We start from the raw sequence: 25,397 nt of genomic DNA on the forward strand, positions 1-25,397 counted from the left end.
CCATGTCGGTCATCCAGAAATTGTGGGCGCACGGCCCGAGCCTGATCAAGCGCCTGCCGCAGGCCTGGCGCGTCTTCCGGCGTGCGGGCTGGCGCGGCGTCGAATGGGAATTGCGCAGGCGCACGCGCCCGCAGAACGATTACGGCCGGTGGGTGCGCACCTACGACACCTTGGATGAGGCGGCGCGGGCCCGCATTCGCGCGCGGGTGGCGGAGATGGCCGCGCCGCCGCGCATCGCCGTGCTCATGCCCTGCTACAACCCCGACCCGCGCTGGTTGCGGGCCGCGGTCGAATCGGTGCGGGCGCAGCTGTACCCGCATTGGGAGCTGTGCATTGCCGATGACGCATCGACCGCGCCTGGCGTGCGCGAGGCGTTGCAGCAGATGGCGGCGGCCGACCCGCGCATCCGCCTGGTGCTGCGTGAGCGCAATGGCCATATTTCCGAAGCCTCCAACAGCGCGCTCGGCGTCGTCACGGCCCCCTGGACCGCACTGATGGACCATGACGACCTGCTGCCGCCCGATGCCCTGTTCCATGTGGCGCAAGGCATCCAGTCCCATCCGCAGGCGAGGCTGATCTATTCGGACGAGGACAAGATCGGCGACGACGGCCAGCGCGCGGACCCCTACTTCAAACCCGACTGGAATCCGGACCTCTTCCGCTCGCAGAACATGTTCAGCCACCTGGGCGTACTGCACACGCAACTGGTGCGCGAAGTGGGCGGCTTCCGCAAGGGCCTGGAAGGTTCGCAAGACTGGGACCTGGTGCTGCGCTGCACGGAACGCGTGCAGCCTGAACAGATCCTGCACATTCCGCGCGTGCTCTACCACTGGCGCATCCACGCGCAAAGTACGGCCAGCTCGATGAAGGCCAAACCCTACGCCGTGGTGGCTGGCGAGCGCGCACTGAACGAGCACCTGGCGCGCATGGGCGTGCGTGGCTCGGCCGAACACGTGGGCATGGGCTATCGCGTGCGCTATGCGCTGCCGGATGTGCCGCCGAAGGTGTCCATCGTCATCCCCACGCGAAACGCGCGAGGGCTGGTGCGCCAGTGCGTGGAGTCCATCCAGCGTCGCACCACCTACCCGGACTGGGAAATCCTGCTGGTGGACAACGGCTCCGACGACCCTGCCGCCGTCGCCTACTTCCAGCAGCTTGCGCAGCAGCCGCGCATCCGGGTGCTGCGCGACGACGGCCCCTTCAACTATTCGGCACTGAACAACCGCGCGGTGGCCCAGGCGCAGGGCGAGGTGATTGCACTGCTCAACAACGACATCGAAGTGCTCACCCCTGGCTGGCTGGAGGAGATGGTGAGCCTGGCGCTGCAGCCGGGTGTGGGAGCGGTGGGCGCGCGCCTGTGGTACCCCAACCGCACCTTGCAGCACGGCGGCGTGCTGTTGGGCCCGGGTGGGCTGGCCGTGCACGCCAACAAGGGTCTGCCACGCGGGCTGCACGGTTATGCAGGGCGTGCGGCCCTGCTGCAGAGCTTCTCGGCCGTCACCGCTGCTTGCCTGGTGGTCCGCAAATCGTCATACACCCAGGTAGGCGGGCTCGACGAAACGCATCTGCCCGTGGCCTACAACGACGTGGACTTCTGCCTGCGTCTGCGGGCGCTGGGGCTGCGCAGTGTATGGACGCCCTATGCAGAGCTGGTGCATCACGAATCCGCCACGCGCGGCGACGACCTGGCGGCTCCGCACCGCGAGCGTTTCGAGCGCGAGCGGCAGGTCATGTTCTCGCGCTGGCAGGCCCTGATTGATCACGACCCGGCGTACAACCCCAACCTGCGGCTGGACAGTGAGGACATGGGCCTGGCCTGGCCGCCGCGGCGTGGGGCGCTGTGACGCCGATTGCAGGCACGTCGCTTCCCACCACCGTGTCGGTGGCGCTGTGCACGCACAACGGCGCGCGCTACCTGGCCGAGCAGGTGCGCAGCATCTGCGCGCAGCACGACTGCCTGCCGCTGGAGATCGTGCTGTCGGACGATGCGTCCACCGACGCCGGCGTGGCCGTGGCGCGCGACACCCTGGCGGCCTGCGGCATGGCCGGGCGCATCGCGCTCACGGTGTTCGAGAACCGCCCGCCGCTGGGCGTGGTGCGCAACTTCCAGCAGGCGGTGAGCGCCTGCCGCGGCGAGCTGATCGCGCTGTGCGACCAGGACGATGTGTGGCACGCGGGCCGGCTGGCGCGCATGGCGGCGGAGTTCGCGGCCCGGCCCGACCTGCTGCTGCTGCATTCCGATGCGCAACTGGTCGACGGCCGGTTGCAGCCGCTGGGCCAGACCCTGTTCCAGGGCCTGGAGGCGCGGCCCGACGAGATCGCCAGCATCCGGCGCGGTGACGCGCTGGCGGTGCTGATGCACCGCAACCTCGTGACCGGCGCCACCACGGTGTTCCGGCGGCGGCTGCTCGAAGTGGCGCTGCCTTTTCCGCCCGAATGGGTGCATGACGAATGGCTCGCGGCGCTGGCCGCCGCCACCGGCCGCATGGACGTCATCGACGCGCCGCTGATCGACTACCGCCAGCACGGCGCCAACCAGATCGGTGCGCGGCGCATGACCTTGGGCGAGAAGGTGCGCAAGGCCCTGGCGCCGCGCGGCGACAAGCACGCGAAGCGCGTGCATCGCATGCGTTTGCTGCAGGAGCGTCTGTCGAGCCTGGGGCCGGCGGTGCCCCCATCGGCCCATGCGCTGGTCTCGCAGAAGCTGCGGCACCTGCAGTTCCGGGCCGGTCTGCCCGGCGCACGGCCCTTGCGCTGGGCGCCCGTGCTGCGCCATGCCTTGCAGGGCGACTACGGCCGCTACGACCGGGGCTGGCAGGCGGTCGTGCAGGATCTGCTGGAGGCCGGTTGAGCGCCCAGTGTGGCGCAGCTCGCAGGCCAGCGCGGGGCGCTCAGCGCCGGGCTTCCTGCGCGAGCAGCGCCCGGTAGCGCCAGAACGCCGCCGACAGCCACACCCGCGCCAGGCTGCCCAGGTGCCAGCGCAGGTGCCGCGCGCTGCGGTGACTGGCCCGCTGGGCCTCGTGGCGCGCCTGCAGGTGCTCGGCGATGCGGATCTGCCAGCCGGCCAGCCGCAGGCGGGCGCAGATGTCGAAGTCTTCGCCGTACATGAAGAAGCGTTCGTCGAAGCCGCCGATGGCGCGGTAGGCCGCGTTGCGAAACAGCATGAACAGGCCCGGGATCCAGTCGGGCTGCGCGGGCGTGGGGTAGCCCGGCTGGCGCCGGGCGAGGATCTCCGCCGGCGTGATCAGCCGGCGGTGCGCTTCCGGGTCCTGCTTGCCGGGCTCCACGATGCGCGGCGCCAGCAGCCCGTCCTGCGCTTGCGCGTGCCTCAGCAGCGGCGTGAGCACGTCGGCGTCGAAGCGCATGTCGGGGTTGAGCACCAGGAACCAGTCGCTGGCGCCCAGTGCCGCATCCTTGGCAAAGGCGGCGTTGTGGTTGGCACCGAAGCCCCGGGCCTGCGCGTTGTCGATGCGCACGAGCGGGAAGCGCCAGGTGCGGCCAGCCAGCAGATCGGGCTCCGGGATGTTGACCGTGAGCACCACGCGCGCCACCACGCTTGCGCAATACCGCTCCAGCTTTTCCAGCAGCGGCAGGATGAGGGCCAACTGCCCGTGGCTCACGATGGAGACGGTGATCGGCGGGCGCGGGGCGGAGGGGGCAGACATGGTCTAATTTCGGCCACGAATTCTAGGTGGCCCCGCCCGCCCGTTCGGGCCTCTTCCAGGGCCGGGCGGCCTCGCCCACCGCGCTTCATGATCGCCCTCATCGTCATCAGTTTTCTCGCATCGGCCATCGCCGTGCTGTACTTCATGCGGCGCGCGCGCCGGCATGCGCGCCGCTACAGCCTGGACATGCCGCAGCGTTTCCACCGCGGCCACGTGCCGCGCCTGGGGGGGGCGGGCATCCTCGTCGGCGCCGGCACGGGCTGGCTGGCCGCGGGCATCACGGGCGCCGACCCCTTCAATGTGGACTGGCCGATCACCGGCGCGCTGCTGCTGCTGGGCTGCATCGCGCCCGCGGTGCTGGGGGGCGTGGCCGAAGACATCTCGCAGCGCGTGCCCGTGCGGGTGCGCCTGGGGCTGACCACGGCCTCGGCCGTGCTGCTGGTCTGGCTGCTGGGGTTGGGCGTGCATCGGCTGGGCTACTATCCGGTCGACCAATGGCTGCAGGCCACGCCGCTGGTGGCCGCCTTCATCGCGGTGCTGGCCCTGAGCGGCCTGCCGCATGCCTTCAACATCATCGACGGCTACAACGGCCTGGCGGGCACCGTGGCCGTGCAGGTGTGCCTGGCCATCACGCACGTGGCGCTGCAGCTGGGCGACCGCCAGCTCGCGGCCATGGTGGTGTGCCTGATGGGCGCCACCGGCGGCTTCCTGCTCTGGAACTACCCGCGCGGCAAGATCTTCGCGGGCGACGGCGGCGCGTACATCTGGGGCATGGTGATCGCGATCGCCTGCGTGCAGCTCGTGCAGCGCCATTCGCTGGTCTCGCCCTGGTTCCCCATGCTGTTGCTGATCTACCCGGTGTGGGAGACGCTGTTCTCCATCTACCGCAAGGCCGCGCGCGGCCAGTCGCCGGGCACCGCGGATGCCCTGCATTTCCACCAGCTGATCTTCCGCCGCATCGTGCGCCCGGCCGTGGAGGACAGCGAGGCGCGCCAGCTGCTGTCGCGCAACAACCGCACCTCGCCCTACCTGTGGATGTTCGCTGCGCTCTCGATCGTGCCGGCCGTGCTGTTCTGGAACCGCACGCTCATCCTGGCGCTGTTCTGCCTGCTGTTCGTCGTGACCTATGTGACAGCCTACCTGATGATCGTGCGCTTCAAGGTCCCGCGCTGGATCAGACCTTGAAAGCAACCCCCAGGCCGCTTCGCGTCTCCCCCTTCTGCTGCGCGAAGGGGGCGCAGCCGGTGGCCGGGCGGAGCCCGTTCCACGGGTGCCTTGAACCGTAGACCCCTCTCTTTCATCCTTTCAACCACGAGGCCTTGCATGACCGACCCCGTCCTGAACATCCCCCCGCGCGACAAGGCCGAGATCCTGGCCCAGGCGCTGCCCTACATCCGCAAGTTCCACGGCAAGACCATGGTCATCAAGTACGGCGGCAACGCCATGACCGACCCGGGCCTGCAGCAGGACTTCGCCGAGGACGTGGTGCTGCTCAAGCTGGTGGGCATCAACCCGGTGGTGGTGCACGGCGGCGGCCCGCAGATCGAGGCCGCGCTGGGCCGCCTGGGCAAGAAAGGCGAGTTCATCCAGGGCATGCGCGTGACCGACGCCGAGACCATGGAAGTGGTGGAGTGGGTGCTGGCCGGCGAGGTGCAGCAGGACATCGTGGGCCTGATCAACCAGGCCGGCGGCAAGGCCGTGGGCCTGACGGGCCGCGACGGCGGCCTGATCCGCGCGCGCAAGCTGCGCATGGTGGACGCCGCCGACCCGAGCAAGGAACACGACGTCGGCCAGGTGGGCGACATCGAGAGCATCGACCCGTCGGTGGTCAAGGCGCTGCAGGACGACCAGTTCATCCCCGTGGTCAGCCCGATCGGCTTCGGCGAGCACAACGAGAGCTACAACATCAATGCCGACGTGGTGGCGGCCAAGCTGGCCACGGTGCTGCAGGCCGAGAAGCTGCTGATGCTGACCAACATCCCGGGCGTGCTGGACAAGGACAAGAACCTCCTGACGGAACTCACGATGCGCCAGATCGACGACCTGGTCGCCGACGGCACCATCTCGGGCGGCATGCTGCCCAAGATCGCCGGCGCCATCGATGCGGCCAAGAGCGGCGTGAATGCCGTGCACATCATCGACGGCCGCGTGCCGCACGCCATGCTGCTGGAAGTGCTGACCGACCAGGCCTACGGCACCATGATCCGCGCGCGCTGAGAAGCCGCGTGCCGACGGGCTCGCAACGAGGCCTCGCAACGCGGCGAGCGTGGCTGGACCCTGCCGCGACCACCGCGGAATTCAGTTGGCTCGATCGTGAAATTTTTCACGAATCAAGGCTTGGCGGCGCGCTCAAAGAGGGCGGATGTGGTCAAGTTTGCACGCGGGGGCCCGCTCTCGGTGCAGAGCGTGTCAGAATCATTTTTTTACAAAATGGTTGCACCCATGCAAGTCAACGAGCCCGGTCACACGGCCAGCACGGCAGAGGCGCCGAAGGCCGCTCCCCCCGTGCGCAAGCGGCCCAAGCCGGGCGAGCGGCGCGTGCAGATCCTGCAGGCGCTGGCGGCCATGCTGGAGCAGCCCGGCGCCGAGCGCGTGACCACGGCCGCGCTGGCGGCGCGGCTGGGCGTGAGCGAGGCCGCGCTGTACCGGCACTTCGCCAGCAAGGCGCAGATGTTCGAGGGCCTGATCGACTTCATCGAGCAGAGCGTGTTCACCCTGGTCAACCAGATCACCGAGCGTGAACTGCCCGCGCGCGAGAAGTCGGCGCAGGTGGTGCGCGTGCTGATCCAGTTCGCGGAAAAGAATCCGGGCATGACGCGCGTGATGGTGGGCGATGCGCTGGTCTACGAGAACGAGCGCCTGCAGCAGCGCATGAACCTGTTCTTCGACAAGCTCGAAGCCGCTCTCAAGCAGGTGCTGCGCGACAGCGCTGCGGCCGAGGGCCATGCGGCGCCCACGGCCGATGCGCAGGCGCGCGCGGCCGCGCTGACGGCGCTGGCGATGGGGCAGTTGCAGCGCTTCGCGCGCTCGGGGTTCCGGCGCGCGCCCTCGGAGCACCTGGACGCCAGCCTGGCCCTGCTGCTCTGAGCGGCGCGATTCCCCAGACTTCCAGGGCCGCATCGCGGCCCTTCGTCTTTGGGGCGCAGCCGCCCCGCGGCCCGCGGCCCGGGGACCCGTGTTCGCTATGAGCGGGATAGCGCTTCTTGTCTCGCGCCGGCTTTGCCGCGCCACCAGAATAGGGCCTTCACTCCCCCCCGATCCATCTCTGGCCACAAGCGCCAAGGAGCCTGTCCATGACGAGCGCGAACGCCGCAGCGAAGTGCCCTTTCCACTCTGCAGCCGCCGGCAGCGGCACCACCAACCGCGACTGGTGGCCCCAGCAACTGCGGCTGGACCTGCTGCACCAGCATTCCTCCAAGTCCGACCCCATGGGAGCCGACTTCGACTACGCGCGTGAATTCAACAGCCTGGACTTGGCGGCCGTGAAGAAGGACCTCGCCGAGGTCATGACGAACTCGCAGGACTGGTGGCCGGCCGACTTCGGCCATTACGGCGGCCTGTTCGTGCGCATGGCCTGGCACGCGGCCGGCACCTACCGCATCGGTGACGGCCGCGGCGGCGCGGGCCGCGGACAGCAGCGCTTCGCCCCCCTGAACAGCTGGCCCGACAACGTGAGCCTGGACAAGGCGCGCCGCCTGATCTGGCCCGTCAAGCAGAAGTACGGGCGCAAGATCTCCTGGGCCGACCTGATCGTCCTGACCGGCAACGTCGCGCTGGAAAGCATGGGCTTCAAGACCTTCGGCTTCGCGGGCGGGCGCCGCGACGTGTGGGAGCCCGACCAGGACGTGTATTGGGGCCGCGAGACCACCTGGCTGGGAGGCGACATCCGCTACAGCCAGGGCTCGCCCGGCGCGGACAAGGCGCATGGCGTGCTGGTCAAGGACGACGACAGCGAAGTGCCGCACACGCGCGACCTGGAGAACCCGCTGGCCGCCGTGCAGATGGGCCTGATCTACGTGAACCCCGAAGGGCCGGACGGCAAGCCCGACCCGCTCGCTTCCGCGCGCGACATCCGCGACACCTTCGCGCGCATGGCCATGGACGACGAAGAGACCGTGGCGCTGATCGCCGGCGGCCACACCTTCGGCAAGACGCACGGCGCGGCTTCGGCCGAGAACGTGGGCCAGGAGCCCGAGGCCGCCGACCTGGCGCAGCAGGGCCTGGGCTGGGACAACCGCTACGGCAGCGGCAAGGGCGCCGACACCATCACCAGCGGCCTGGAAGTGACCTGGACGCGCACGCCCACGCGCTGGAGCAACGATTTCTTCTGGCACCTGTTCGGCTACGAGTGGGAGCTGACCAAAAGCCCGGCCGGCGCGCACCAGTGGGTCGCCAAGGACGCTGAGCCCACGATCCCGCACGCCTTCGACAAGACGAAGAAAATCAAGCCCGCCATGCTGACCTCGGACCTGGCGCTGCGCTTCGACCCGGTCTACGAAAAGATCTCGCGCCGCTTCATGGCCGACCCGGACGCGTTCGCCGATGCCTTTGCGCGCGCCTGGTTCAAGCTCACCCACCGTGACCTGGGCCCCAAGAGCCGCTACCTGGGCCCCGAAGTGCCGGCCGAGGACCTGATCTGGCAGGACCCGATCCCCGCCGCCGCGCAACCGGTCATCGATGCCCAGGACATCGCCGCGCTCAAGGAGCGGATCGCCGCCACGGGCCTGGGCATTGCGCAGCTGGTCTCCACGGCCTGGGCCTCGGCCTCCACCTTCCGCGGCTCCGACATGCGCGGCGGCGCCAACGGCGCGCGCATCCGCCTGGCGCCGCAGAAGGACTGGGCCGTCAACCAGCCCGAGCAACTGGCAACCGTGCTCGCGGCGTTGGAAGGCGTGCAGAAGGACTTCAACGCCACGGCCACCGGCGGCAAGCAGGTGTCGCTGGCCGACCTGATCGTGCTGGCTGGCGGCGTGGGCGTGGAGCAGGCCGCGAAGAAAGCCGGCCATGCAGTCACCGTGCCTTTTGCGCCGGGGCGTACCGATGCCCTGCAGGCGCAGACGGATGTCGACTCCTTCGCCGTGCTCGAGCCCGTGGCCGACGGCTTCCGCAATTGGAGAAAGGAGCCGCAGAAGGCACGCGATGCCGTGCCGGCCGAAGTGCTGCTGGTCGACCGCGCGCAGCTGCTCACGCTCACGGCGCCCGAGATGACGGTGCTGGTCGGTGGCTTGCGCGTGCTGGGCGCCAATGCGGGCCAGAGTGTCCATGGCGTGTTCACCGACCGCCCCGGGACGCTGAGCAACGACTTCTTCGTGAACCTGCTGGACATGGGCACGGCCTGGACGGCGACCTCCGAGGCCAAGGACCTGTACGAAGGCCGGGACCGCCGCAGCGGCGCCTTGCGCTGGACCGGCACGCGCGCCGACCTGGTCTTCGGCTCCAACGCGCAACTGCGCGCGCTGGCCGAGGTCTATGGCAGTTCGGACGCCGAGCGGAAGTTCGTCGACGACTTCGTCGCCGCCTGGACCAAGGTCATGAACCTGGACCGCTTCGACCTGGCGCGCTGATGCGCCGCAGGCCTGGCGCATGAACGCAGAGAACACCTGCCTCGGCGGGTGTTTCTTCTCGGGTGCGTGAAACGCGGGGATGCCGAAGGCGACGCAGCTCAGGCCGCGGCTTCGACCGAAGCCCCGACCTTGGCCCCCGCCGCCACGATCTCGGCCCAGGTCGCGTCGTCGAGCACGATGCCTTCGCGCGCCCGCACCGCCCGCGCGGCGCGTTCAGGCTCGCCCGCGATCTGCACCCGCGCATGGCCTTCCCCCGGCGGACCGGCATGCAGCCAGTCCACGAAGGCGCGGGCCTCGGCTTCGAAGGCGGCCTGGGTGCCCAGCCGTGCCGGATCGATCAGCACCGTGAGCATGCCGTTGTAGACGCTGCGCTTCTGGTCCGCCTCGCGGTGCCAGGTGCCGCCGCCGCTGAGTGCGCCCCCCAACAGTTCGCAGGCCACCGCCATGCCATAGCCCTTGTGCTCGCCGAAGGTCATGAGCGCGCCGAACAGGCCGTTGGACTGCGGCACGACCACCACGCCCGGGTCGTTGGTGGGCGCGCCTTGCTCATCGATCAGGTAGCCGTCCGGCACGCGCTCGCCCTTGTTGTGGGCCACGCGCATCTTGCCCTGGGCCACGCGGCTGGTCGCGAAGTCCAGCACGAAGGGCTCCTGTCCTTGCAAGGGGATGCCGATGCAGCAGGGGTTGGTGCCGAAGCGCCCGTCGCCGCCGCCGAAGGGCGCGACCACGGGCCGCGACAGCACGTTGACGAAGTGCAGCGAGACCAGGCCGGCTTCGATCGCCATCTCGGCGAAATGGCCGATGCGGCCCAGGTGGTGGCTGTTGCCCACCGTCATGATGCAGCTGCCGTGTTCCCTGGCGCGCGCGATGCCCATCTGCATGGCCTGCTCGCCCACGACCTGGCCGTAGCCGCGCTGGCCGTCCAGCGCGAGCAGGGTGCCGATGTCGACGGTGGCCTTGGCAGAGGTGTTGGGCTGGAGGCCGCCTTCGAGCACGGCGTCCACGTAGCGCGGCACCATGCCCACGCCATGCGAATCGTGGCCCGAGAGGTTGGCCAGGACCAGGTTGGCCGCGACCTTCTGCGCCTCGGCGGCACTGCTGCCGGCCGCCTGGATGACGTGCGCGACCTGGGCGGTCAACTGTTCGGAAGAAATGGTTTTGCTCATGGGCCGCGACCTTACATGACTGCGCCAACTTGCCACGGCACGAACTCGTTCTGCCCATAGCCGTGCTTCTCGCTCTTGGTCTGCTGGCCCGAGGCCGTGGCCAGCACGAGTTCGAAGATGCGCTGGCCCATCTCCTGGATGCTGGCCTGGCCGTCGACGATCTCGCCGCAGTTGATGTCAATGTCCTCCTCCTGGCGCTGCCACAGCACGCTGTTGGTCGCGAGCTTGAGCGAAGGCGAGGGCGCGCAACCGTAGGCCGAGCCCCGGCCTGTCGTGAAGCAGATCATGTTGGCGCCGCCCGCCACCTGGCCCGTCGCGCTGACCGGGTCGTAGCCCGGCGTGTCCATGTAGACGAAGCCGTGCGCGGTGACGGGCTCGGCATACTCGTAGACGGCCTCCAGGTTGCTCGTGCCGCCCTTGGCCACGGCGCCCAGCGATTTCTCGAGGATGGTGGTCAGCCCGCCCGCCTTGTTGCCGGGCGAAGGGTTGTTGTTCATCTCGCCTTCATTGAGGGCGGTGTAGCGCTCCCACCAGTGGATGCGCTCGACCAGCTTCTCGCCGACCTCGCGGCGCACGGCGCGCCGCGTGAGCAGGTGCTCGGCGCCATAGACCTCGGGCGTTTCCGATAGGATGGCCGTGCCGCCATGCGCGACCAGGATGTCCACGGCCGCGCCGAGCGCCGGGTTGGCGCTGATGCCCGAGTACCCGTCCGAGCCGCCGCACTGCAGGCCGATCGTGATGTGGGCCGCGCTGCAGGGCTCGCGCTTCACCGCGTTGGCGCGCGGCAGCATCTCGTTGATGAGGGCGATGCCCTTCTCCACGGTCTTGCGCGTTCCACCTGTGTCCTGGATGTTGAAGGTGCGGAAGTTCTCGCCCTCGGCCAGGTGGCCAGTCGCGAGCCAGGCGTTGATCTGGTTGGCCTCGCAGCCCAGGCCCACGACCAGCACGCCCGCGAAGTTGGCATGCGTGGCATAGCCCGTCAGCGTGCGGTTCAGGATCTGCATGCCCAGGCCCTGCGCGTCCATGCCGCAGCCCGTGCCGTGCGTGAGCGCGACCACGCCGTCCACGTTCGGAAAGGCGGCCAGCGCCTGCGGGTTGGTCTGGCGCGAGAAGTGGTCGGCGATGGCGCGTGCGGCGGTGGCCGAGCAGTTCACGCTGGTCAGCACGCCGATGTAGTTGCGCGTGGCCACGCGGCCGTCGGCGCGCTTGATGCCCATGAAGGTCGCTTCGCGTCTCGCCGGCGCCGGCTTCACGTCGGCGCCAAAGGCGTAGTCGCGCGCGAAGTCGCCCTTGTCCGGGCCCATGTCGAGGTTGTGCGTGTGCACGTGCTCGCCTTGGGCGATGGGCTTGCTCGCGAAGCCGATGATCTGGTTGTAGCGGCGCACCGGCGCGCCTTGGGCGATGGCGTGCGCGGCGACCTTGTGGCCGGCCGGGATCAGGCCGCGCACCGCGAAGTCTTCGACGGTGGCGCCGCCGACCAGCTGGCTGCGTGCGATCACCACGTCGTCGGACGGATGCAGGCGGATGAAGGGGGTCATCGTGGGGCCTCTTTCGGGCGGGATCAGAAGAACATCTTGGGCAGCCACAGCACCAGTTGCGGCACGTAGGTGATCAAGGCGAGGCTCAGCAGCAGCGGCACCAGCCAGGGCAGGATGGCCATGGTGGTGCGCTCGAACGAGAGCCCGGCCACGCGCGCCAGCACGAACAGCACCAGGCCCATGGGCGGATGCAGCAGGCCGATCATGAGGTTCAGCACCATCACCAGCCCGAAGTGCACGGGGTCGATGCCCAGCTGCAGCGCGATCGGCAGCAGGATGGGCACGAGGATGGTGATGGCCGCCGTGGGTTCCAGGAAGCAGCCGACGAACAGCATCAGCAGGTTGGCCAGCAGCAGGAACACCCAGGCTTCCTTGGTGAAGCTCAGCACCCAGTTGGCGATGTCGGTGGTCACGCCCGTGGCCGTCAGCATCCAGCCGAAGATGGACGCAGCCGCCACGATGAACAGCACGGTGGAGGTGGTCTCGATGGTCTCCAGGCAGACCTTGAGGAACATCTTCCACTTGAGCGTGCGGTACCAGACGAAGCCCAGGATCATGGCCCAGACGCAGGCCGCGATGGCGCCCTCGGTGGGCGTGAACAGGCCCGTGCTCATGCCGCCGATCAGCAGCACGGGCGTCATGATGGGCAGCAGGGCCTCGAACTTGAACAGCTTGTCCAGGATGAACAGCGAGGCCAGGCCCGCGAACACCGTGGGCTGGGCCGGCAGGTCCAGCTTGTCGACCAGCAGCCACAGGCCCAGCGGCCAGCCGACCACGACGGTCAGTTCCGACAGCGCCTTGACGAGCCGCGGGCCGCTGAACTTCATGTCGCGGCCCCAGCCGTTCTTGTGCGCGTAGTAGGCCACCGTGAGCATCATGAGGATGGTCATGAGCAGGCCCGGCATCAGGCCCGCGAGGAACAGCGCGCCGATGGAGACATTGCCCATCATCCCGTAGATGACGAAGGGCAGGCTGGGCGGGATGATGGGCCCCAGCGTGGCCGAGGCCGCCGTCACGCCGACCGCGAACTCCGTGCTGTAGCCATGCTCCTTCATGGCCTTGATCTCGATGGTGCCCAGGCCGGCCGCGTCGGCGATCGCCGTGCCGCTCATGCCCGCGAACACCACCGAGCCGACGATGTTCACGTGGCCCAGGCCGCCCTTGAGCCAGCCCACCAGCGCCAGCGCGAAGTTGTAGATGCGCGTGGTGATGCCGGCGTTGTTCATGAGGTTGCCGGCCAGGATGAAAAAGGGCACGGCCAGCAGCGGGAAGCTGTCGATGCCGCTGACCATGCGGTGCACCACCACGAAGGGCGGCAGGTTGCCCGAGATGAGGATGTAGACCAGCGAGGCGCCGGCCATGGCGATGGCCACCGGAATGCCGCCGGCCATGAAGAACAGGAACAGGATCTTGAGCATGGCTTCTTGTGCTTCTTATCGGTCGTCGAGGGTCGACTCGGGGCGCTCGAGCACGCTGTAGCCGCGTGCCCAGTGGATGCGCGCGACCTGCAGCGAGCGCCAGGCCATGGCCGCGAAGCCCAGGCAGCACACCGCGTAGACGATGTTCATGGGCGCGTCGATGATGGTCATGCGCGTGTTGCCGCCGATCCTGAACATCATCTGCACCGTCATGACGGCCGCGGCGACGAAGAACGCGATGCGCACCACGTCCACCCCGCGCGACACCCAGCGGCCCACGGCAGGCGGCATGTGGCGGTAGAAGAAGTCGACCTGGATGTGGTTGTTCTTGCGCACGCCGATGGCCGCGCCGATGAAGACCACGCCGATCAGCATGTACCGCGCCACCTCCTCGGTCCAGGCGGCCGAATCGTTGAGCACATAGCGCGTGACGAACTGGTAGAGCACGGTGGCGCCCAGCAGCCAGAACAGCGCCAGCGCCACCCAGCCTTCGGCGATCGTGCCGGACAGGTCCACCTCCTCGTCCTCGGCATGGAAGTGGCCTTCATCGTCGATGATTTTTTGTTCAGTCATGTTGCTCGCCCCCAGTCTGTGCGCCCTGCGTGCGCTTCGCCAACCCCCTGCCCGGGGGCCACGCCAGCGGGCCGGCGAAGCCGGTTCCGCGGTGTGTCAGGCTTCTGGTCTTTGATCGTTGGTGATGACGCTGGCGCCGTACGCTTCGCCGGACCTCACTTGATGGCCAGGATGCGGTCGTAGTCCTGCTGGCGGTAGCCGTGGTCGGTGGGCTTGGTGTTCTTGAGCACGGCGGCGCGGAAGGCGTCCTTGTCCACCGTGATCACGTTGTTGCCCTTCTTCTTGAACTCCTCCACCAGGCGGGCTTCGGAGGCGATGATCTCGCGGCCGGTCTTCTCGGCGGCTTCCATCATCACGTCGCCGAAGATCTTCTTCTCCTCGGCGCTGAGCTTGTTCCACAGGCTGCCGGAGACCACGGTCAGCAGCGAGTCGACGATGTGGCCGGTCAGCGAGATGTTCTTCTGCACCTCGTAGAACTTCTTGGCCTCGATGGTGGGCAGCGGGTTCTCCTGCGCGTCCACGGTGTTGTTCTGCAGGGCCAGGTAGACCTCGGCGAAGGCGATCGGCGTGGCGTTGGCGCCCAGCGCGCGCGGAAAGGCCAGGTAGGCCGGCGCGTCGGGTACGCGGATCTTCAAGCCCTTCATGTCCTCGGGCTTGCTGACGGGCTTGGCCGCGCTGCTGGTCACGTGGCGCGCGCCGTAGTAGGAAAGGGCCGTGATGTGGTTGCCGGTCTTGTCGTCGTAGCCCTTGGCCAGCTCCTTGAACACGTCGCTCTTGGCGTACTTGAGCTGGTGCTCGGCATCGCGGAAGATGAACGGGAAGTAGCTGATCGACAGCGGCGTGTAGCTGCGGCCCGCGAAGCTCGCGCCGGTCAGCACGATGTCCACGGTGCCAAGGGTCAGGCCCTGGTTGATGTCGGCCTCCTTGCCCAGCGTGGAGGCCGGGAAGACGGTGATCTCATACTTGCCGTTGGTGCGCTTCTTGATCTCCTCGCCGGCCCAGACCGAGTACTTGTGGAAGGGCTCGGAGGTCTCGTAGACATGGGCCCACTTGAGCTTGGTCTGGGCCTGGGCCGCGCCGAACAGGCTGGCGGCGCCCAGGGCGACCGCGCAGGCGGCAAGGGCGCGCCGGGTGAATCGTTGGCTGAAGGTCGTCATGGCTCGTGGTCTCCGTCGTTGGGGTTGCTGACTTGCAAGGTGCTGGCGTTCAGGTCTGCTGCGCGCGCCGCCAGCTCGCGCTGAATCGTTGGTGGGAACGGTCCATGTGCGTGTGCATCGCCGCGCGCGCGGCGTCGGCGTCGCGCGCAGCGATGGCATCGCGAATCGCTTCGTGTTCCGCGATGGCCTTGCGCCAGGAGGCCACGGTCTCGAAGTAGCCGCCCAGGCGGGTGAAGATGGGGCGCCGGCGCGAATCCCAGAAGCCCTGCACCGTTTCGAGCAGCACCGCGTTGTCGCAGCACTGCGCGATGGCCAGGTGGAAGGCGCGGTCGCCCTCCAGCGGCATGACCTGCCGCGCTGCCATGTCGCGCATCTCTTCGATGGCGCGGCTCATCGCGTCCAGCTGCGCGCGCTTGCGCTGCAGCGCCGCGATGGCGGCGGTTTCGCCCTCGACCACGCGGCGCGCGCGGATCAGCTCCAGCGGCCCCCATTCCGGTTCGGTGACCGGCGGCGTTGCAGAGGGCGCGCGTTCCAGCACGTAGACGCCCGAGCCCGTGCGCACCTCCACATAGCCTTCCACCTCCAGGGCGATCAGCGCTTCGCGCACCGAAGGCCGGCTCACGCCCAGCTGGCGTGCCAGGTCGCGCTCCGCGGGCAGGCGCGCACCGGGCGCGAACTCGCCCGCGGCGATCAGGCCGCGCAGCTGTTCGGCGATCTGCCGGTACAGGCGTTGGGGTTCGACGGTCTGCAAGGGCACGAAGTCTTTCCGGTGCGGGCTTCTACGGAGTGGACAAGTGGTCAGGCCAATTCCAGAATACGTTGCGTGAAACCGGTTCCGAATCCGGCCTAACCCGAATCGGCGCGGCGAACCGGGCCAAGACAAGGAGACAAGGCGAATGCGACTGCAGGGAAAGACCGTGCTGGTCACGGCGGCAGGCCAGGGCATCGGCCGCGCCAGCGTGCTGGCCATGGCGGCCGAAGGGGCGCAGGTGTGGGCGACCGACGTGAACGAAGCCTTGCTGGCGGCCTATGCCGGCGTGGCCCACGTGCACACGCGCCGGCTCGACGTGCTCGACAAGGCCGCCATCACGCAGGCGATCGGCGAACTGCCGGCGCTGGACGTGCTCTTCAACTGCGCCGGCGTGGTGCACAACGGCACGGCCCTGCAGGCCAGCGACGACGACCTGGACTTCGCATTCCGCCTCAACGTGCGGGCGCAGATGTGGACCATCCAGGCCGCCCTGCCGCGCATGCTGGCGCAGGGCAGGGGCAGCATCATCAACATGGCCAGCGTGTGCTCCAGCATGAAGGGCCTGCCGAACCGCTTCGTCTATGGCACCACCAAGGCGGCCGTGCTGGGCCTGACCAAGAGCGTGGCGGCCGACTACGTGGGCCAGGGCATCCGCTGCAATGCCGTGTGCCCGGGCACGGTGGACACGCCCTCGCTGGGCGAGCGCATCAACGCCAATGCCGACCCGGCGGCCGCGCGCCAGGCCTTCATCGCGCGCCAGCCCATGGGCCGGCTGGCGCAGGCCGAGGAGATCGCGCCCGTGGTGGTCTTCCTGGCCAGCGACGAGTCGGTGTTCGCCACGGGCCAGGCCTTCACGGTCGACGGGGGCATCACGATATGAACGGGCTCGACCTGCAGGGCCGCCACGCGGTGGTCACCGGCGGCGCGACGGGGCTGGGCCTGGGCATCGCGCAGCGCATCCTGCGCTCGGGCGGCAGCGTGACGCTGTGGGACCGCGACGCGCAGGCGCTGGCGAAGGCGCAGGCCGAACTGGGCGCTGCCGCAGACACGCTGACGGTGGACGTGGCCGAGCACGCGAGCGTGGCCGAGGCCGCACGCCGGACGGCCGCCGCCCATGCGGCGGTGGACATCCTCGTGAACTGCGCGGGCATCACCGGCCCCAACGCCAAGCTGTGGGACTACCCGCCCGAGCAGTGGATGCAGGTGCAGCAGGTCAACCTCAACGGCTTGTTCTTCTGCTGCCGCGAGATCGTGCCGCTCATGCGCGCAAAGAACTACGGCCGCATCGTCAACATCGCTTCGGTGGCGGGCAAGGACGGTAACCCCAATGCCAGCGCCTACAGCGCCAGCAAGGCGGCCGTCATCGGCCTGACCAAGTCGCTGGGCAAGGAACTGGCCGAGACGGGTATTCGCGTGAACTGCGTGACGCCCGCGGCCGTGAAGACGGCCATCTTCGAACAGATGACGCGCGAGCACATCGGCTTCATGCTGTCCAAGATCCCGATGGGCCGCTTCGGTACAGTCGACGAGGTGGCCGCGATGGTCGGTTGGCTCTGTTCCGAAGAATGTTCATTCTCGACCGGCGCGGTGTTCGACCTCTCGGGCGGCCGTTCTACCTACTGAATCTCCAAAAGGAAAACAAGACATGAAACTCGTCCGCTATGGCAACCCCGGCAAGGAGAAGCCCGGCCTGATCGACGCCAACGGCCAGCTGCGCGATCTCTCGTCCGTGGTGCCTGACATCGGCGCGGCCCAGCTCGGCGACGCGGTTTTGGCCAGGATCCGCAAGGTCAAGACCGACAAGCTGCCGCTGGTGCGCGGCAAGCCGCGCTTCGGCAGCCCGGTGGCCAACGTGGGCAAGTTCATCGCCATCGGCCTGAACTATGCCGACCACGCGGCCGAATCCAACATGCCGATCCCGGCCGAGCCCGTGGTCTTCACCAAGGCCAACAGCTGCATCCAGGGCCCGAACGATCCCATCATGCTGCCCAAGGGCTCGGTCAAGACCGACTGGGAGGTGGAGCTGGGCGTGGTCATCGGCACGCGCGCGCACTATGTCTCGCAGAAGGACGCGTTGAACTACGTGGCCGGGTACTGCGTGGTCAACGACGTCAGCGAACGCGCCTGGCAGCTCGAGCACGGGCTGACCTGGGACAAGGGCAAGGGCTTCGACACCTTCGGCCCGATCGGCCCCTGGCTGGTCACGCGCGACGAGATCGCCAATGTGCAAAAGCTCGGCATGTGGCTGGACGTGAACGGCCAGCGCATGCAGACCGGCAACACCAAAACCATGATCTTCAACGTGGCCAAGCTGGTCAGCTACGTGAGCCAGCTCAACACGCTGATGCCGGGCGACGTGATCACCACGGGCACGCCGCCCGGCGTGGGCATGGGCATGAAGCCGCCCGTGTTCCTCAAGAAGGGCGACGTGATCACGCTGGGCATCGAAGGCCTGGGCGAGCAGCGCCAGGAAGTGGTGCCGTTCAAGCCCTGAAGCCGCGCTGACGCGCGCCACGCGGCGGCTTCACCGCGCAGGCCCCGACCGCCTCCGACTAGAGGCGGATCGGGGCCTTCTTGCTGGGCCGGCGTTCCTGCGAAAGCGCGTCATTCCCGCCGCGTACGGCAGATGGCGTATGTATGAAGAAATGGATAAACTTCATACTGGCGGCGCCATCTCCGCACGGCCTGCGAGCCGGGCAGAGGTCGGCATGACCGACGCCGCATGGAACGCTTCACCATCTCCCTCGACGACGAACTGGCCCACGAGTTCGACCACCTCATCGCCACGCGCGGCTACGGCAACCGCTCGGAAGCCGTGCGCGACATCCTTCGCGGGCAGCTGGCGCGGCTGCGGGAGGACGACGATGGCGAGGCGGCCTGCGTGGCCAGCCTGTCCTATGTGTATGCGCATCACGAGCGCGAACTTTCCGAGCGCCTGGCGCGCCACCAGCATGCGCAGCACGAACTCACCATCGCGGCGGTGCATGCGCACCTCGACCCCCACCGGTGCCTGGAAACGGTGTTGCTCAAGGGGCCGGCCCGCCAGGTGCGGCAGTTCGCCGACGCCCTGATGGCCGAACGGGGCGTGCACCATGGGCAGCTCAACCTGGTTCCGACGGCCCTGCCTGCGGATGAGCGCGCGCGGCGCCTGGCGCGCGAGTCCCGCGCTTTGCAGCCGCCGCACGCGCCTCGCCCGCGCCGCGGCTGAGGCCGCGGCACGCGCCCCGGCCCGCCAAGGCGGGTGCCACTTCACTCATTTGCGAAGTGATCGATGACCCAGACCCCGTGGCGGCGTCCCCGTCTGGCGGCCCTGCCCGCCCTCCTGGCCATGGCCGCCGCAGTCGCGCCGACGCTGCTGCGGGCCCAGCATGCGGCGCAGCCCGAGGCGGCGGCGCCAACCCTGCCGCCAGTCGAAGTCAAAGGCGAGGCGCTGGGCCAGGGGGCCGCTGCCTTCCCGGCCACCACCTTCGAAGCCGACGACCTGCGCCAACTGCACCCGAGCCGCCCGCAGGAGCTGTTCCGCCACGTGCCGGGCATGAACGTGCAGGACTACCAGCTCTCCGGCGTGGCAGATGCGTTCGTGCTGCGCGGCTTCGGCGGCGGGGGTCATGGCGGCGACCTGGGCGTGGTGCTCGACGGCATTCCGCTGAACGAAGCCATGTCGCATGCCGACGGCTACGTGGACTTCAACGTCATCGTGCCGCTGGAGATCGAGCGCCTGCGGGTGTTCCGCGGGCCGGTCTCGGCCCTGTACGGCAACTTCAACCGCGCCGGCCTGGTGGCGGTGGAAACGCGCAAGCGGGGCAGTGACAAGGACCTGGATGTGAGCGTCGGATCGCACGGCGCGCTGGACGTGCAGGCGGCGTTGGGCTTCCAGCTCCGCGAGGGCGAGTCCCTTCACCTGGCTGCGCAGCACGTGCGCACCGACGGCTTCCGTGCCCATTCGCAAGCCGAGCGCAGCACGCTGGCCGGCCGCTGGGCCAAGGTCGTGACCGCCGACCTGGAGGTGGCGCTGTCGGCACGGCTGCACACGGCCCATGGCGATTCGCCCGGCTACCTCACGGAGAACCAGTTCGCCGTCGATCCCTATGGCCAGGATCCGCGCGCCATGAACGACGGGGCCCGCAAGCACTTCGGTACCGTGCGCGCCGATGTGAACCACAGCCTGGCCCCCGGTCTGCGGCTGCTCAGCTTCGTCTATCACACGCGGCAGGATTTCACGCGCTACTTCTCGCGGCCCGTCGGCGGCACGGCCTGGCGCCAGCGCGAAGAGACCTACGACCGCCAGGTGTTCGGCGCCGGCACCAGCCTCAACGGCCGCACCGCCGCGGCCTGGGGGCCGCTGAACTGGGTGGCCGGCATCGAGACCTTCCGGGAGAGCACCGGCTACCAGTATTTCGACGGCCTGTTTCGGCGCGTGCGGCTGAACCCGGCCATCAGCGACCGCACGTCCGACCTGAACAGCCTGTCGGCTTTCGCAGAGGTGGAGGCGCCGATCCATCGGCTCTTCAAACCTTCGCTGGGTCTGCGCTGGGACCGCTTTTCAGGCGGCTGTGAGCGCAACGGGCCGGAGACGGCCACGGATCCCTGCGGGTCGCTGGCGCGCGTCAGCCACACCAGCCCCAAGCTGGGCGTGCGTTCCGAGGTGCTGCCGCAGTTGGAGTTGCGCGCCAGCTGGGCGGAAGGCTTCGCGCCAACACCTTCGCCAAGTACGCGCTGGGCGCCTCGCAGCTCGACCCCAACGTGTTCCGGCAGACCGAGGTGGGGGCGCTGTGGAGGCCGCGCCCGGGCGTGGCCGTGGACCTGGCGGCCTATCGCCTCACGTCCTCCGACGAGATCCGCACGGTCGCACCGGGCGTGTACGAGAACGACGGCGCCACGCGCCGCACCGGCGTCGAGGCCAGTGCGCTGTGGGCCGTGCGCAAGGACCTGGCGCTGTCGCTGACCTACGGCAGCGCGAATTCCCGCGTGACCGAGAACGGCAACGCGGCGCTGATCGGCAAGCGCGTGGCAGGCGTGCCACGCTCCATGACCACCGCCACGGCCGCCTGGACGCCGGTGCCGAACTGGACCGCTTCGCTGACCTGGCGCCGCGTGGGCCGCTACGCCGTGAATGCCGACAACAGCCTGCATGACGGCGGCTATGCCACCGTGGACCTGGGCCTGCGCTACCGCGCCAGCGGCGCCCGGCCGGACGAACTGCATGCCACGCTCGCCAATGCGGCTGACAAGGCCTATGCCACCTCGGTCTCCGTCATCGGGGGCATGCCGCTCTTCGCACCGGGCGCGCCGCGCACGCTGAAGCTGGGCGCCCGTTTCTCTTTCTGAAAGGAATCCCATGGGGGTCTGCGTCATCCGTGCCGCGCTGTGCGGGCTGGGCCTGGGCCTGATGCTGGGCGCGGCCCAGGCCCACAACGTCTGGCTGATGCCCGAGGCGGACGGCAGCTACCTCGTGCAGTTCGGCGGCCACCAGGGCCGGCTCGAGGCCTACCCGGCCGAGAAGCTGACATCGGTCGCCGCCTACGACACGCGCGCCCATCCGATCGCCGTGCAATCGCGCACGACGGCCCAGGGCGTGAAAGTGCGGCCCGAAGGCAAGGCCGCGCTGCTGGTCGCGGCCTTCGACAACGGCTACTTCAGCGGCACCGACGCCGGCCCGCTGGTGAACCGGCCCATGAACGAAAACCCCGGCGCCACGCGCGGCGTGCGCGCGCTCAAGTTCCACAAGTCGGTCATCGAATGGGGCTACGTGGCGCGCATGGTCGTGGGGCAGCCCTTCGAGATCGTGGCCGCCCGTGCGGACCACCCGCACGCGGGTGCGCCGATGCGCGTGCGCGTGCTCAAGGACGGCCGGCCCGTCGCCGGCGTGCGTCTGTCCATCGGCGAGCACGGCATACCCGTCCACACCGGCAAGGACGGGACCGCGACCGTGACCCCGGCGCAGGGGCGCAACGAGCTGATGGCGATCCTGCGCCTGCCGGTCACCGGCGATCCGCGGACCACGAGCCTCAGCTACGAATACCTCTACGCCTTCGAGGCGCACGCCCATTGAGCGGCGGCGCCGGGGGCACGGCGGTCATCGCGCCTCGTACCAGCGGCGTGAGCGGTTGACGACGGCCACCCCTGGGGTTTCGACAGTGACCTCGGGCATGGCCAGGAGACGCTGGTGGAAATCACGAATTTCCTGGCTGGCGTGGGCTGACAGGAACGAGGCCGCCAAGGCGGCCGGTCAAAGAGAAGCAGCCTTTGGGCGGCTTTTCTCTTGCGTCTCGCGTTTAACTGTCCAATCCAGGGAGTGGCGTGATGCGTTCAGTTATCCACAGACCCACTGGAAAGCAGAATCGCGCCAAAACCGGCGTCGAAAAGCGCCAAAGGCGGCGTGAAAACGTGCCAAAGCGCGCGGCGCACCATTCGCGCCATTCGCATAACCTGCTCACGCACTAGGTCTTTGCATGGCAGGGTCTGTGGGTCTCCTGCAAAATAGAACGACCGTTCGTTTTATTCAAAACCTTCGACCATGGCATCGTCCCTTTCCGCCAAGACCGGCCGCGCCGCGCCCAAGGGGCAGCAGACCAAGGCCGTGATCGTGGACGCCGCGCTCGCGCTGGCCGCGCAGATCGGGCTCGAAGGCCTGTCCATCGGCGCCGTGGCCGAGCTCACGCAGATGAGCAAGTCGGGCGTGTTCGCGCACTTCGGCTCGCGCGAGGAACTGCAGATCTCGGTGGTGCGCGAATACCACCACCGCTTCGAGCAGGAAGTCTTCTTTCCGGCGCTGAAGGCGCCGCGCGGCCTGCCGCGCCTGCGCGCGATGTTCGCCAACTGGATGAGGCGCACCTCGACCGAGATCGACTCGGGCTGCATCTACATCAGCGGGGCGTCCGAATTCGACGACCGGCCCGGCCCGGTGCGCGACGCGCTGGTGGAGTCGGTCAGCATCTGGCAGGCGGCCGTGCTGCGCGCCATCGAGCAGTCGCAGTCCGAAGGGCATCTGGAGGCGCAGTCCGATGCGCGCCAGCTGGCTTTCGAGATCCACGGCCTGATCCTCGCCCTGCATTACGAAGCCCGCTTCCTGCGCGTGCCCGGCTCGATCGCGCGCGCCAACACGGGCTTCGCCAACATCCTCGCGCGCGTGGCCACCGATGCCGCGCCGCCCGCTTCGACCGCTGACGGCGGCAGAACGGCCGCGCGCCGGCTCAAGCCGGTGCGCTGATCCGCCGTTGCGTCTTCCTTTCCTTCGTTTTTCCAGCAACCTCTCTCCAGGAGACTCCCGGATGCCCAGCTATACCCCCCCGCTTCGCGACATGCAATTCGTGCTGCACGAAGTCCTCCAGGTCACCGAGGAGTTCAAGGCGCTGCCCGCGCATGCCGAGACCGATGCCGACACGATCAATGCCGTGCTCGAGGAGGCCGGCAAGTTCGCGTCCGAAGTCACCTTCCCGCTGAACATCAGCGGCGACACCGAGGGCTGCGTACTCGACAAGGAAACGCACGCCGTCACCACGCCCAAGGGCTTCAAGGAGGCCTACGCGAAATACGTCGAAGGCGGCTGGGCGGCGCTTTCGTGCGATCCGCAGTACGGCGGCCAGGGCCTGCCCTTCGTGGTGAACCAGTGTGTCTACGAGATGCTCAACAGCGCCAACCAGGCCTGGACCATGTACCCGGGCCTGTCGCACGGCGCGTACGAGGCGCTGGTGGCACACGGCACCGAGGAACAGAAGAAGACCTATCTGCCCAAGCTGACCAGCGGTGAATGGACCGGCACCATGTGCCTGACCGAGCCGCATTGCGGCACCGACCTGGGCCTGCTGCGCACCAAGGCCGAACCGCAGGCCGACGGCACGTACAAGCTCACGGGCAGCAAGATCTTCATCTCGGCCGGCGAGCACGACTTCACCGACAACATCATCCACCTGGTGCTGGCCCGCCTGCCCGACGCGCCCAAGGGCAGCAAGGGCATCAGCCTGTTCGTGGTGCCCAAGTTCCTCGTGAACGCCGATGGCTCGCTGGGCGCGCGCAACCCCATCTTCTGCACCGGCCTGGAGCACAAGATGGGCATCCATGGCAACGCCACAGCGCAGATCAGCCTGGACGGCGCGGTGGGCACGCTGGTGGGCGAGCCGAACAAGGGCCTGGCCGCCATGTTCGTGATGATGAATGCCGCCCGCCTGGGCGTGGGCAACCAGTCGCTGGGCCTGACCGAAGTGGCCTTCCAGAACGCACTGGCCTATGCCAAGGACCGCATCCAGATGCGCTCGCTTTCGGGCGTGAAGGCCAAGGACAAGGAGGCCGACCCGATCATCGTGCACCCCGACGTGCGCAAGATGCTGCTGACGGCCAAGGCCTATGCCGAAGGCGGCCGCGCGCTGCAGATCTTCTGCACCTTGCTGCTGGACAAGGCACACAACCACCCCGACGAGAAGGTGCGCAAGGACAGCGATGAACTGGTCGCGCTGCTCACGCCCATCGTCAAGGCCTTCATCACCGACAACGGCCACATCAGCACCAACGCGTGCATGCAGGTCTTCGGCGGCCACGGCTTCATCAAGGAATGGGGCATGGAGCAGTTCGTGCGGGACAACCGCATCAACATGATCTACGAAGGCACCAACACCATCCAGTCGCTGGACCTGCTGGGCCGCAAGGTGCTGGGCAACAACGGCGCGTCGCTCAAGAAGTTCGGCAAGCTGGTGGCGAAGCTGGTCGAAGAAGAAGGCGTGAACGAGAGGATGGCCGAGTTCATCAACCCGATCGCGGGCCTGGGCGACCAGCTCACCAAGTTCACCACCGAGATCGGTTTCAAGGGCTTCCAGAACCCGGACGAGGTGGGTGCGGCCGCCGTGGACTACCTGCGTGTGGCGGGCCATTTCGTGTTCGGCTACCTGTTCGCGCGCATGGCGCAGGTGGCGCTGCGCGAGATCGCGGCCGGCAACACCGATCCGTTCTACACGGCCAAGCTGCAGACCGCGCGCTTCTACTTCGCCAAGCTGTTCCCGGAGACGGCGACGCTGATGCGCACCGCGCGTGCCGGCAGCAAGGTGCTGATGGACACGGACGCGGCGCTGGCCTGATCCGCTGCGGCGCTTCGCTGCGCCCGGACCTTTCTTCTTCGGAGACGTCATGACAACTCGAATCGCTGTGCTGGCCCTCCTTGCCGTCGCCGCACCGGCGTGGGCGCAGATGAGCCCGGTGGGCCTGTGGCGCAATGTCGATGACAAGACCGGCGAGGCGAAGGCGGAGATCCGCATCGACGACGTCGGCAGCGGGCGGCAGGCGCTGTCCGGCCGCATCGCCAAGACGCTGAAGAAGGATGCCAAGCCCGACGCCACCTGCGACGAGTGCCCGGACGACCGCAAGGGCCAGCCCGTCACCGGCCTGGAAATCATCCGCGGCGGCACGAAGGCCGAGGGCAAGGACGTCTGGGAAGGCGGCCGCATCCTCGATCCGGAGAACGGCAAGGAGTACCGCGCCAGCTTCACGCCCATCGAGGGCGGCAAGAAGCTGGAAGTGCGCGGCTACCTCGGCCCTTTCTGGCGCACGCAGACCTGGATCCGCATCCAGTAACCCA

21 protein-coding genes and 1 pseudogene are annotated in these 25,397 nt (G+C 68.5%); 15 read left to right on the plus strand and 7 right to left on the minus strand.

Annotation, left to right across the window (positions count from 1 at the left end; all coding sequences use genetic code 11):
* Positions 1–2: 2 nt before the first annotated feature.
* Both LG388_RS00450 and LG388_RS00455 read left to right on the plus strand, forming a co-directional pair.
* A complete protein-coding gene (locus LG388_RS00450; RefSeq protein WP_225780885.1) occupies positions 3–1,844 on the plus strand; it encodes a glycosyltransferase in 1,842 nt (613 codons plus the stop codon).
* Positions 1,841–2,851: a glycosyltransferase family 2 protein gene (locus LG388_RS00455; protein ID WP_225780886.1), complete on the plus strand. Its 1,011-nt coding sequence runs from the start codon at positions 1,841–1,843 to the stop codon at positions 2,849–2,851. The genes LG388_RS00450 and LG388_RS00455 overlap by 4 nt, the downstream gene beginning before the upstream one ends.
* A gap of 40 nt (positions 2,852–2,891) precedes the next feature.
* Here LG388_RS00455 and LG388_RS00460 read toward each other — a convergent pair whose 3' ends face one another.
* Complete coding sequence (locus LG388_RS00460) at positions 2,892–3,665, minus strand: glycosyltransferase family 2 protein (protein WP_225780887.1); 774 nt, start codon at positions 3,663–3,665, stop codon at positions 2,892–2,894.
* 87 nt (positions 3,666–3,752) lie between these two features.
* Here LG388_RS00460 and LG388_RS00465 point away from each other — a divergent pair, with 87 nt between their 5' ends.
* From LG388_RS00465 to katG, 4 genes are all read left to right on the plus strand, one after another.
* Positions 3,753–4,850 (plus strand): glycosyltransferase family 4 protein, encoded by a 1,098-nt coding sequence (locus tag LG388_RS00465; RefSeq protein WP_225780888.1) that lies wholly within the window; start codon positions 3,753–3,755, stop codon positions 4,848–4,850.
* A 138-nt stretch (positions 4,851–4,988) separates the two neighbouring features.
* Positions 4,989–5,882 carry an acetylglutamate kinase gene (gene argB, locus LG388_RS00470; RefSeq protein ID WP_225780889.1) on the plus strand — a complete coding sequence of 298 codons (894 nt, stop codon included), beginning with the start codon at positions 4,989–4,991 and terminating at the stop codon, positions 5,880–5,882.
* Between the two features lie 225 nt (positions 5,883–6,107).
* Positions 6,108–6,752 (plus strand): nucleoid occlusion factor SlmA, encoded by a 645-nt coding sequence (gene slmA, locus LG388_RS00475; protein ID WP_225780890.1) that lies wholly within the window; start codon positions 6,108–6,110, stop codon positions 6,750–6,752.
* A 206-nt stretch (positions 6,753–6,958) separates the two neighbouring features.
* Entirely contained in the window at positions 6,959–9,229 is a 2,271-nt protein-coding gene (gene katG, locus LG388_RS00480; protein WP_225780891.1) for a catalase/peroxidase HPI, read from the plus strand.
* Positions 9,230–9,327: 98 nt separating this feature from the next.
* Here the strand turns inward: katG and LG388_RS00485 are convergent, their stop codons facing one another.
* From LG388_RS00485 to LG388_RS00510, 6 genes are all read right to left on the minus strand, one after another.
* Complete coding sequence (locus LG388_RS00485) at positions 9,328–10,395, minus strand: malate/lactate/ureidoglycolate dehydrogenase (protein WP_225780892.1); 1,068 nt, start codon at positions 10,393–10,395, stop codon at positions 9,328–9,330.
* An 11-nt stretch (positions 10,396–10,406) separates the two neighbouring features.
* Positions 10,407–11,933, minus strand: coding sequence for a UxaA family hydrolase (locus LG388_RS00490; protein ID WP_225780893.1), 1,527 nt, complete (start codon positions 11,931–11,933; stop codon positions 10,407–10,409).
* 23 nt (positions 11,934–11,956) lie between these two features.
* Positions 11,957–13,351 carry a TRAP transporter large permease gene (locus LG388_RS00495; RefSeq protein WP_225780894.1) on the minus strand — a complete coding sequence of 465 codons (1,395 nt, stop codon included), beginning with the start codon at positions 13,349–13,351 and terminating at the stop codon, positions 11,957–11,959.
* A 15-nt stretch (positions 13,352–13,366) separates the two neighbouring features.
* A complete protein-coding gene (locus LG388_RS00500; RefSeq protein ID WP_225780895.1) occupies positions 13,367–13,924 on the minus strand; it encodes a TRAP transporter small permease in 558 nt (185 codons plus the stop codon).
* Positions 13,925–14,079: 155 nt separating this feature from the next.
* Positions 14,080–15,081, minus strand: a complete 1,002-nt coding sequence (locus LG388_RS00505) for a sialic acid TRAP transporter substrate-binding protein SiaP (RefSeq protein WP_225780896.1) — start codon at positions 15,079–15,081, stop codon at positions 14,080–14,082.
* A 49-nt stretch (positions 15,082–15,130) separates the two neighbouring features.
* Positions 15,131–15,838 (minus strand): FadR/GntR family transcriptional regulator, encoded by a 708-nt coding sequence (locus tag LG388_RS00510; protein WP_225780897.1) that lies wholly within the window; start codon positions 15,836–15,838, stop codon positions 15,131–15,133.
* Positions 15,839–15,977: 139 nt separating this feature from the next.
* Between LG388_RS00510 and LG388_RS00515 the strand changes: the two genes are divergently transcribed.
* The 9 genes and pseudogenes from LG388_RS00515 to LG388_RS00555 all read left to right on the plus strand — a co-directional run bounded on the left by LG388_RS00515 (position 15,978) and on the right by LG388_RS00555 (position 25,393).
* Positions 15,978–16,712 (plus strand): SDR family oxidoreductase, encoded by a 735-nt coding sequence (locus tag LG388_RS00515; protein ID WP_225780898.1) that lies wholly within the window; start codon positions 15,978–15,980, stop codon positions 16,710–16,712.
* Positions 16,709–17,455, plus strand: a complete 747-nt coding sequence (locus LG388_RS00520) for an SDR family NAD(P)-dependent oxidoreductase (protein WP_225780899.1) — start codon at positions 16,709–16,711, stop codon at positions 17,453–17,455. Before LG388_RS00515 ends, LG388_RS00520 begins: the two co-directional genes overlap by 4 nt.
* Positions 17,456–17,477: 22 nt before the next feature.
* The gene (locus tag LG388_RS00525) at positions 17,478–18,326 is read left to right on the plus strand and encodes a fumarylacetoacetate hydrolase family protein (protein ID WP_225780900.1); all 849 of its coding nucleotides are present in this window, start codon (positions 17,478–17,480) and stop codon (positions 18,324–18,326) included.
* A 228-nt stretch (positions 18,327–18,554) separates the two neighbouring features.
* Positions 18,555–19,040 carry a nickel-responsive transcriptional regulator NikR gene (gene nikR / locus LG388_RS00530; protein WP_225780901.1) on the plus strand — a complete coding sequence of 162 codons (486 nt, stop codon included), beginning with the start codon at positions 18,555–18,557 and terminating at the stop codon, positions 19,038–19,040.
* Positions 19,041–19,160: 120 nt separating this feature from the next.
* A pseudogene (locus tag LG388_RS00535) lies at positions 19,161–21,160 on the plus strand (TonB-dependent receptor).
* A 10-nt stretch (positions 21,161–21,170) separates the two neighbouring features.
* Positions 21,171–21,884 (plus strand): DUF4198 domain-containing protein, encoded by a 714-nt coding sequence (locus tag LG388_RS00540; protein WP_225780902.1) that lies wholly within the window; start codon positions 21,171–21,173, stop codon positions 21,882–21,884.
* Positions 21,885–22,349: 465 nt separating this feature from the next.
* On the plus strand, positions 22,350–23,042 hold the full coding sequence (locus LG388_RS00545; protein WP_225780903.1) for a TetR/AcrR family transcriptional regulator: 693 nt from the start codon (positions 22,350–22,352) through the stop codon (positions 23,040–23,042).
* Positions 23,043–23,103: 61 nt separating this feature from the next.
* Complete coding sequence (locus tag LG388_RS00550) at positions 23,104–24,900, plus strand: acyl-CoA dehydrogenase C-terminal domain-containing protein (protein WP_225780904.1); 1,797 nt, start codon at positions 23,104–23,106, stop codon at positions 24,898–24,900.
* A gap of 49 nt (positions 24,901–24,949) precedes the next feature.
* The gene (locus LG388_RS00555; RefSeq protein WP_225780905.1) at positions 24,950–25,393 is read left to right on the plus strand and encodes a DUF2147 domain-containing protein; all 444 of its coding nucleotides are present in this window, start codon (positions 24,950–24,952) and stop codon (positions 25,391–25,393) included.
* Positions 25,394–25,397: the final 4 nt, after the last annotated feature.

It is taken from the genome of Xenophilus sp. Marseille-Q4582 (assembly GCF_916700565.1).
Classification (GTDB): Bacteria; Pseudomonadota; Gammaproteobacteria; order Burkholderiales; family Burkholderiaceae_C; genus Xenophilus.

What these genes read in the sequence shown, in the direction of transcription:
- LG388_RS00450 (WP_225780885.1), top strand. Translation starts at nt 3, where the DNA reads ATGTCGGTCATCCAGAAATTGTGGGCGCACGGCCCGAGCCTGATCAAG.
- LG388_RS00460 (WP_225780887.1), bottom strand. Translation starts at nt 3,665, where the DNA reads ATGTCTGCCCCCTCCGCCCCGCGCCCGCCGATCACCGTCTCCATCGTG.
- LG388_RS00465 (WP_225780888.1), top strand. Translation starts at nt 3,753, where the DNA reads ATGATCGCCCTCATCGTCATCAGTTTTCTCGCATCGGCCATCGCCGTG.
- argB (WP_225780889.1), top strand. Translation starts at nt 4,989, where the DNA reads ATGACCGACCCCGTCCTGAACATCCCCCCGCGCGACAAGGCCGAGATC.
- slmA (WP_225780890.1), top strand. Translation starts at nt 6,108, where the DNA reads ATGCAAGTCAACGAGCCCGGTCACACGGCCAGCACGGCAGAGGCGCCG.
- katG (WP_225780891.1), top strand. Translation starts at nt 6,959, where the DNA reads ATGACGAGCGCGAACGCCGCAGCGAAGTGCCCTTTCCACTCTGCAGCC.
- LG388_RS00485 (WP_225780892.1), bottom strand. Translation starts at nt 10,395, where the DNA reads ATGAGCAAAACCATTTCTTCCGAACAGTTGACCGCCCAGGTCGCGCAC.
- LG388_RS00490 (WP_225780893.1), bottom strand. Translation starts at nt 11,933, where the DNA reads ATGACCCCCTTCATCCGCCTGCATCCGTCCGACGACGTGGTGATCGCA.
- LG388_RS00495 (WP_225780894.1), bottom strand. Translation starts at nt 13,351, where the DNA reads ATGCTCAAGATCCTGTTCCTGTTCTTCATGGCCGGCGGCATTCCGGTG.
- LG388_RS00500 (WP_225780895.1), bottom strand. Translation starts at nt 13,924, where the DNA reads ATGACTGAACAAAAAATCATCGACGATGAAGGCCACTTCCATGCCGAG.
- LG388_RS00505 (WP_225780896.1), bottom strand. Translation starts at nt 15,081, where the DNA reads ATGACGACCTTCAGCCAACGATTCACCCGGCGCGCCCTTGCCGCCTGC.
- LG388_RS00515 (WP_225780898.1), top strand. Translation starts at nt 15,978, where the DNA reads ATGCGACTGCAGGGAAAGACCGTGCTGGTCACGGCGGCAGGCCAGGGC.
- LG388_RS00520 (WP_225780899.1), top strand. Translation starts at nt 16,709, where the DNA reads ATGAACGGGCTCGACCTGCAGGGCCGCCACGCGGTGGTCACCGGCGGC.
- LG388_RS00525 (WP_225780900.1), top strand. Translation starts at nt 17,478, where the DNA reads ATGAAACTCGTCCGCTATGGCAACCCCGGCAAGGAGAAGCCCGGCCTG.
- nikR (WP_225780901.1), top strand. Translation starts at nt 18,555, where the DNA reads ATGGAACGCTTCACCATCTCCCTCGACGACGAACTGGCCCACGAGTTC.
- LG388_RS00540 (WP_225780902.1), top strand. Translation starts at nt 21,171, where the DNA reads ATGGGGGTCTGCGTCATCCGTGCCGCGCTGTGCGGGCTGGGCCTGGGC.
- LG388_RS00545 (WP_225780903.1), top strand. Translation starts at nt 22,350, where the DNA reads ATGGCATCGTCCCTTTCCGCCAAGACCGGCCGCGCCGCGCCCAAGGGG.
- LG388_RS00550 (WP_225780904.1), top strand. Translation starts at nt 23,104, where the DNA reads ATGCCCAGCTATACCCCCCCGCTTCGCGACATGCAATTCGTGCTGCAC.
- LG388_RS00555 (WP_225780905.1), top strand. Translation starts at nt 24,950, where the DNA reads ATGACAACTCGAATCGCTGTGCTGGCCCTCCTTGCCGTCGCCGCACCG.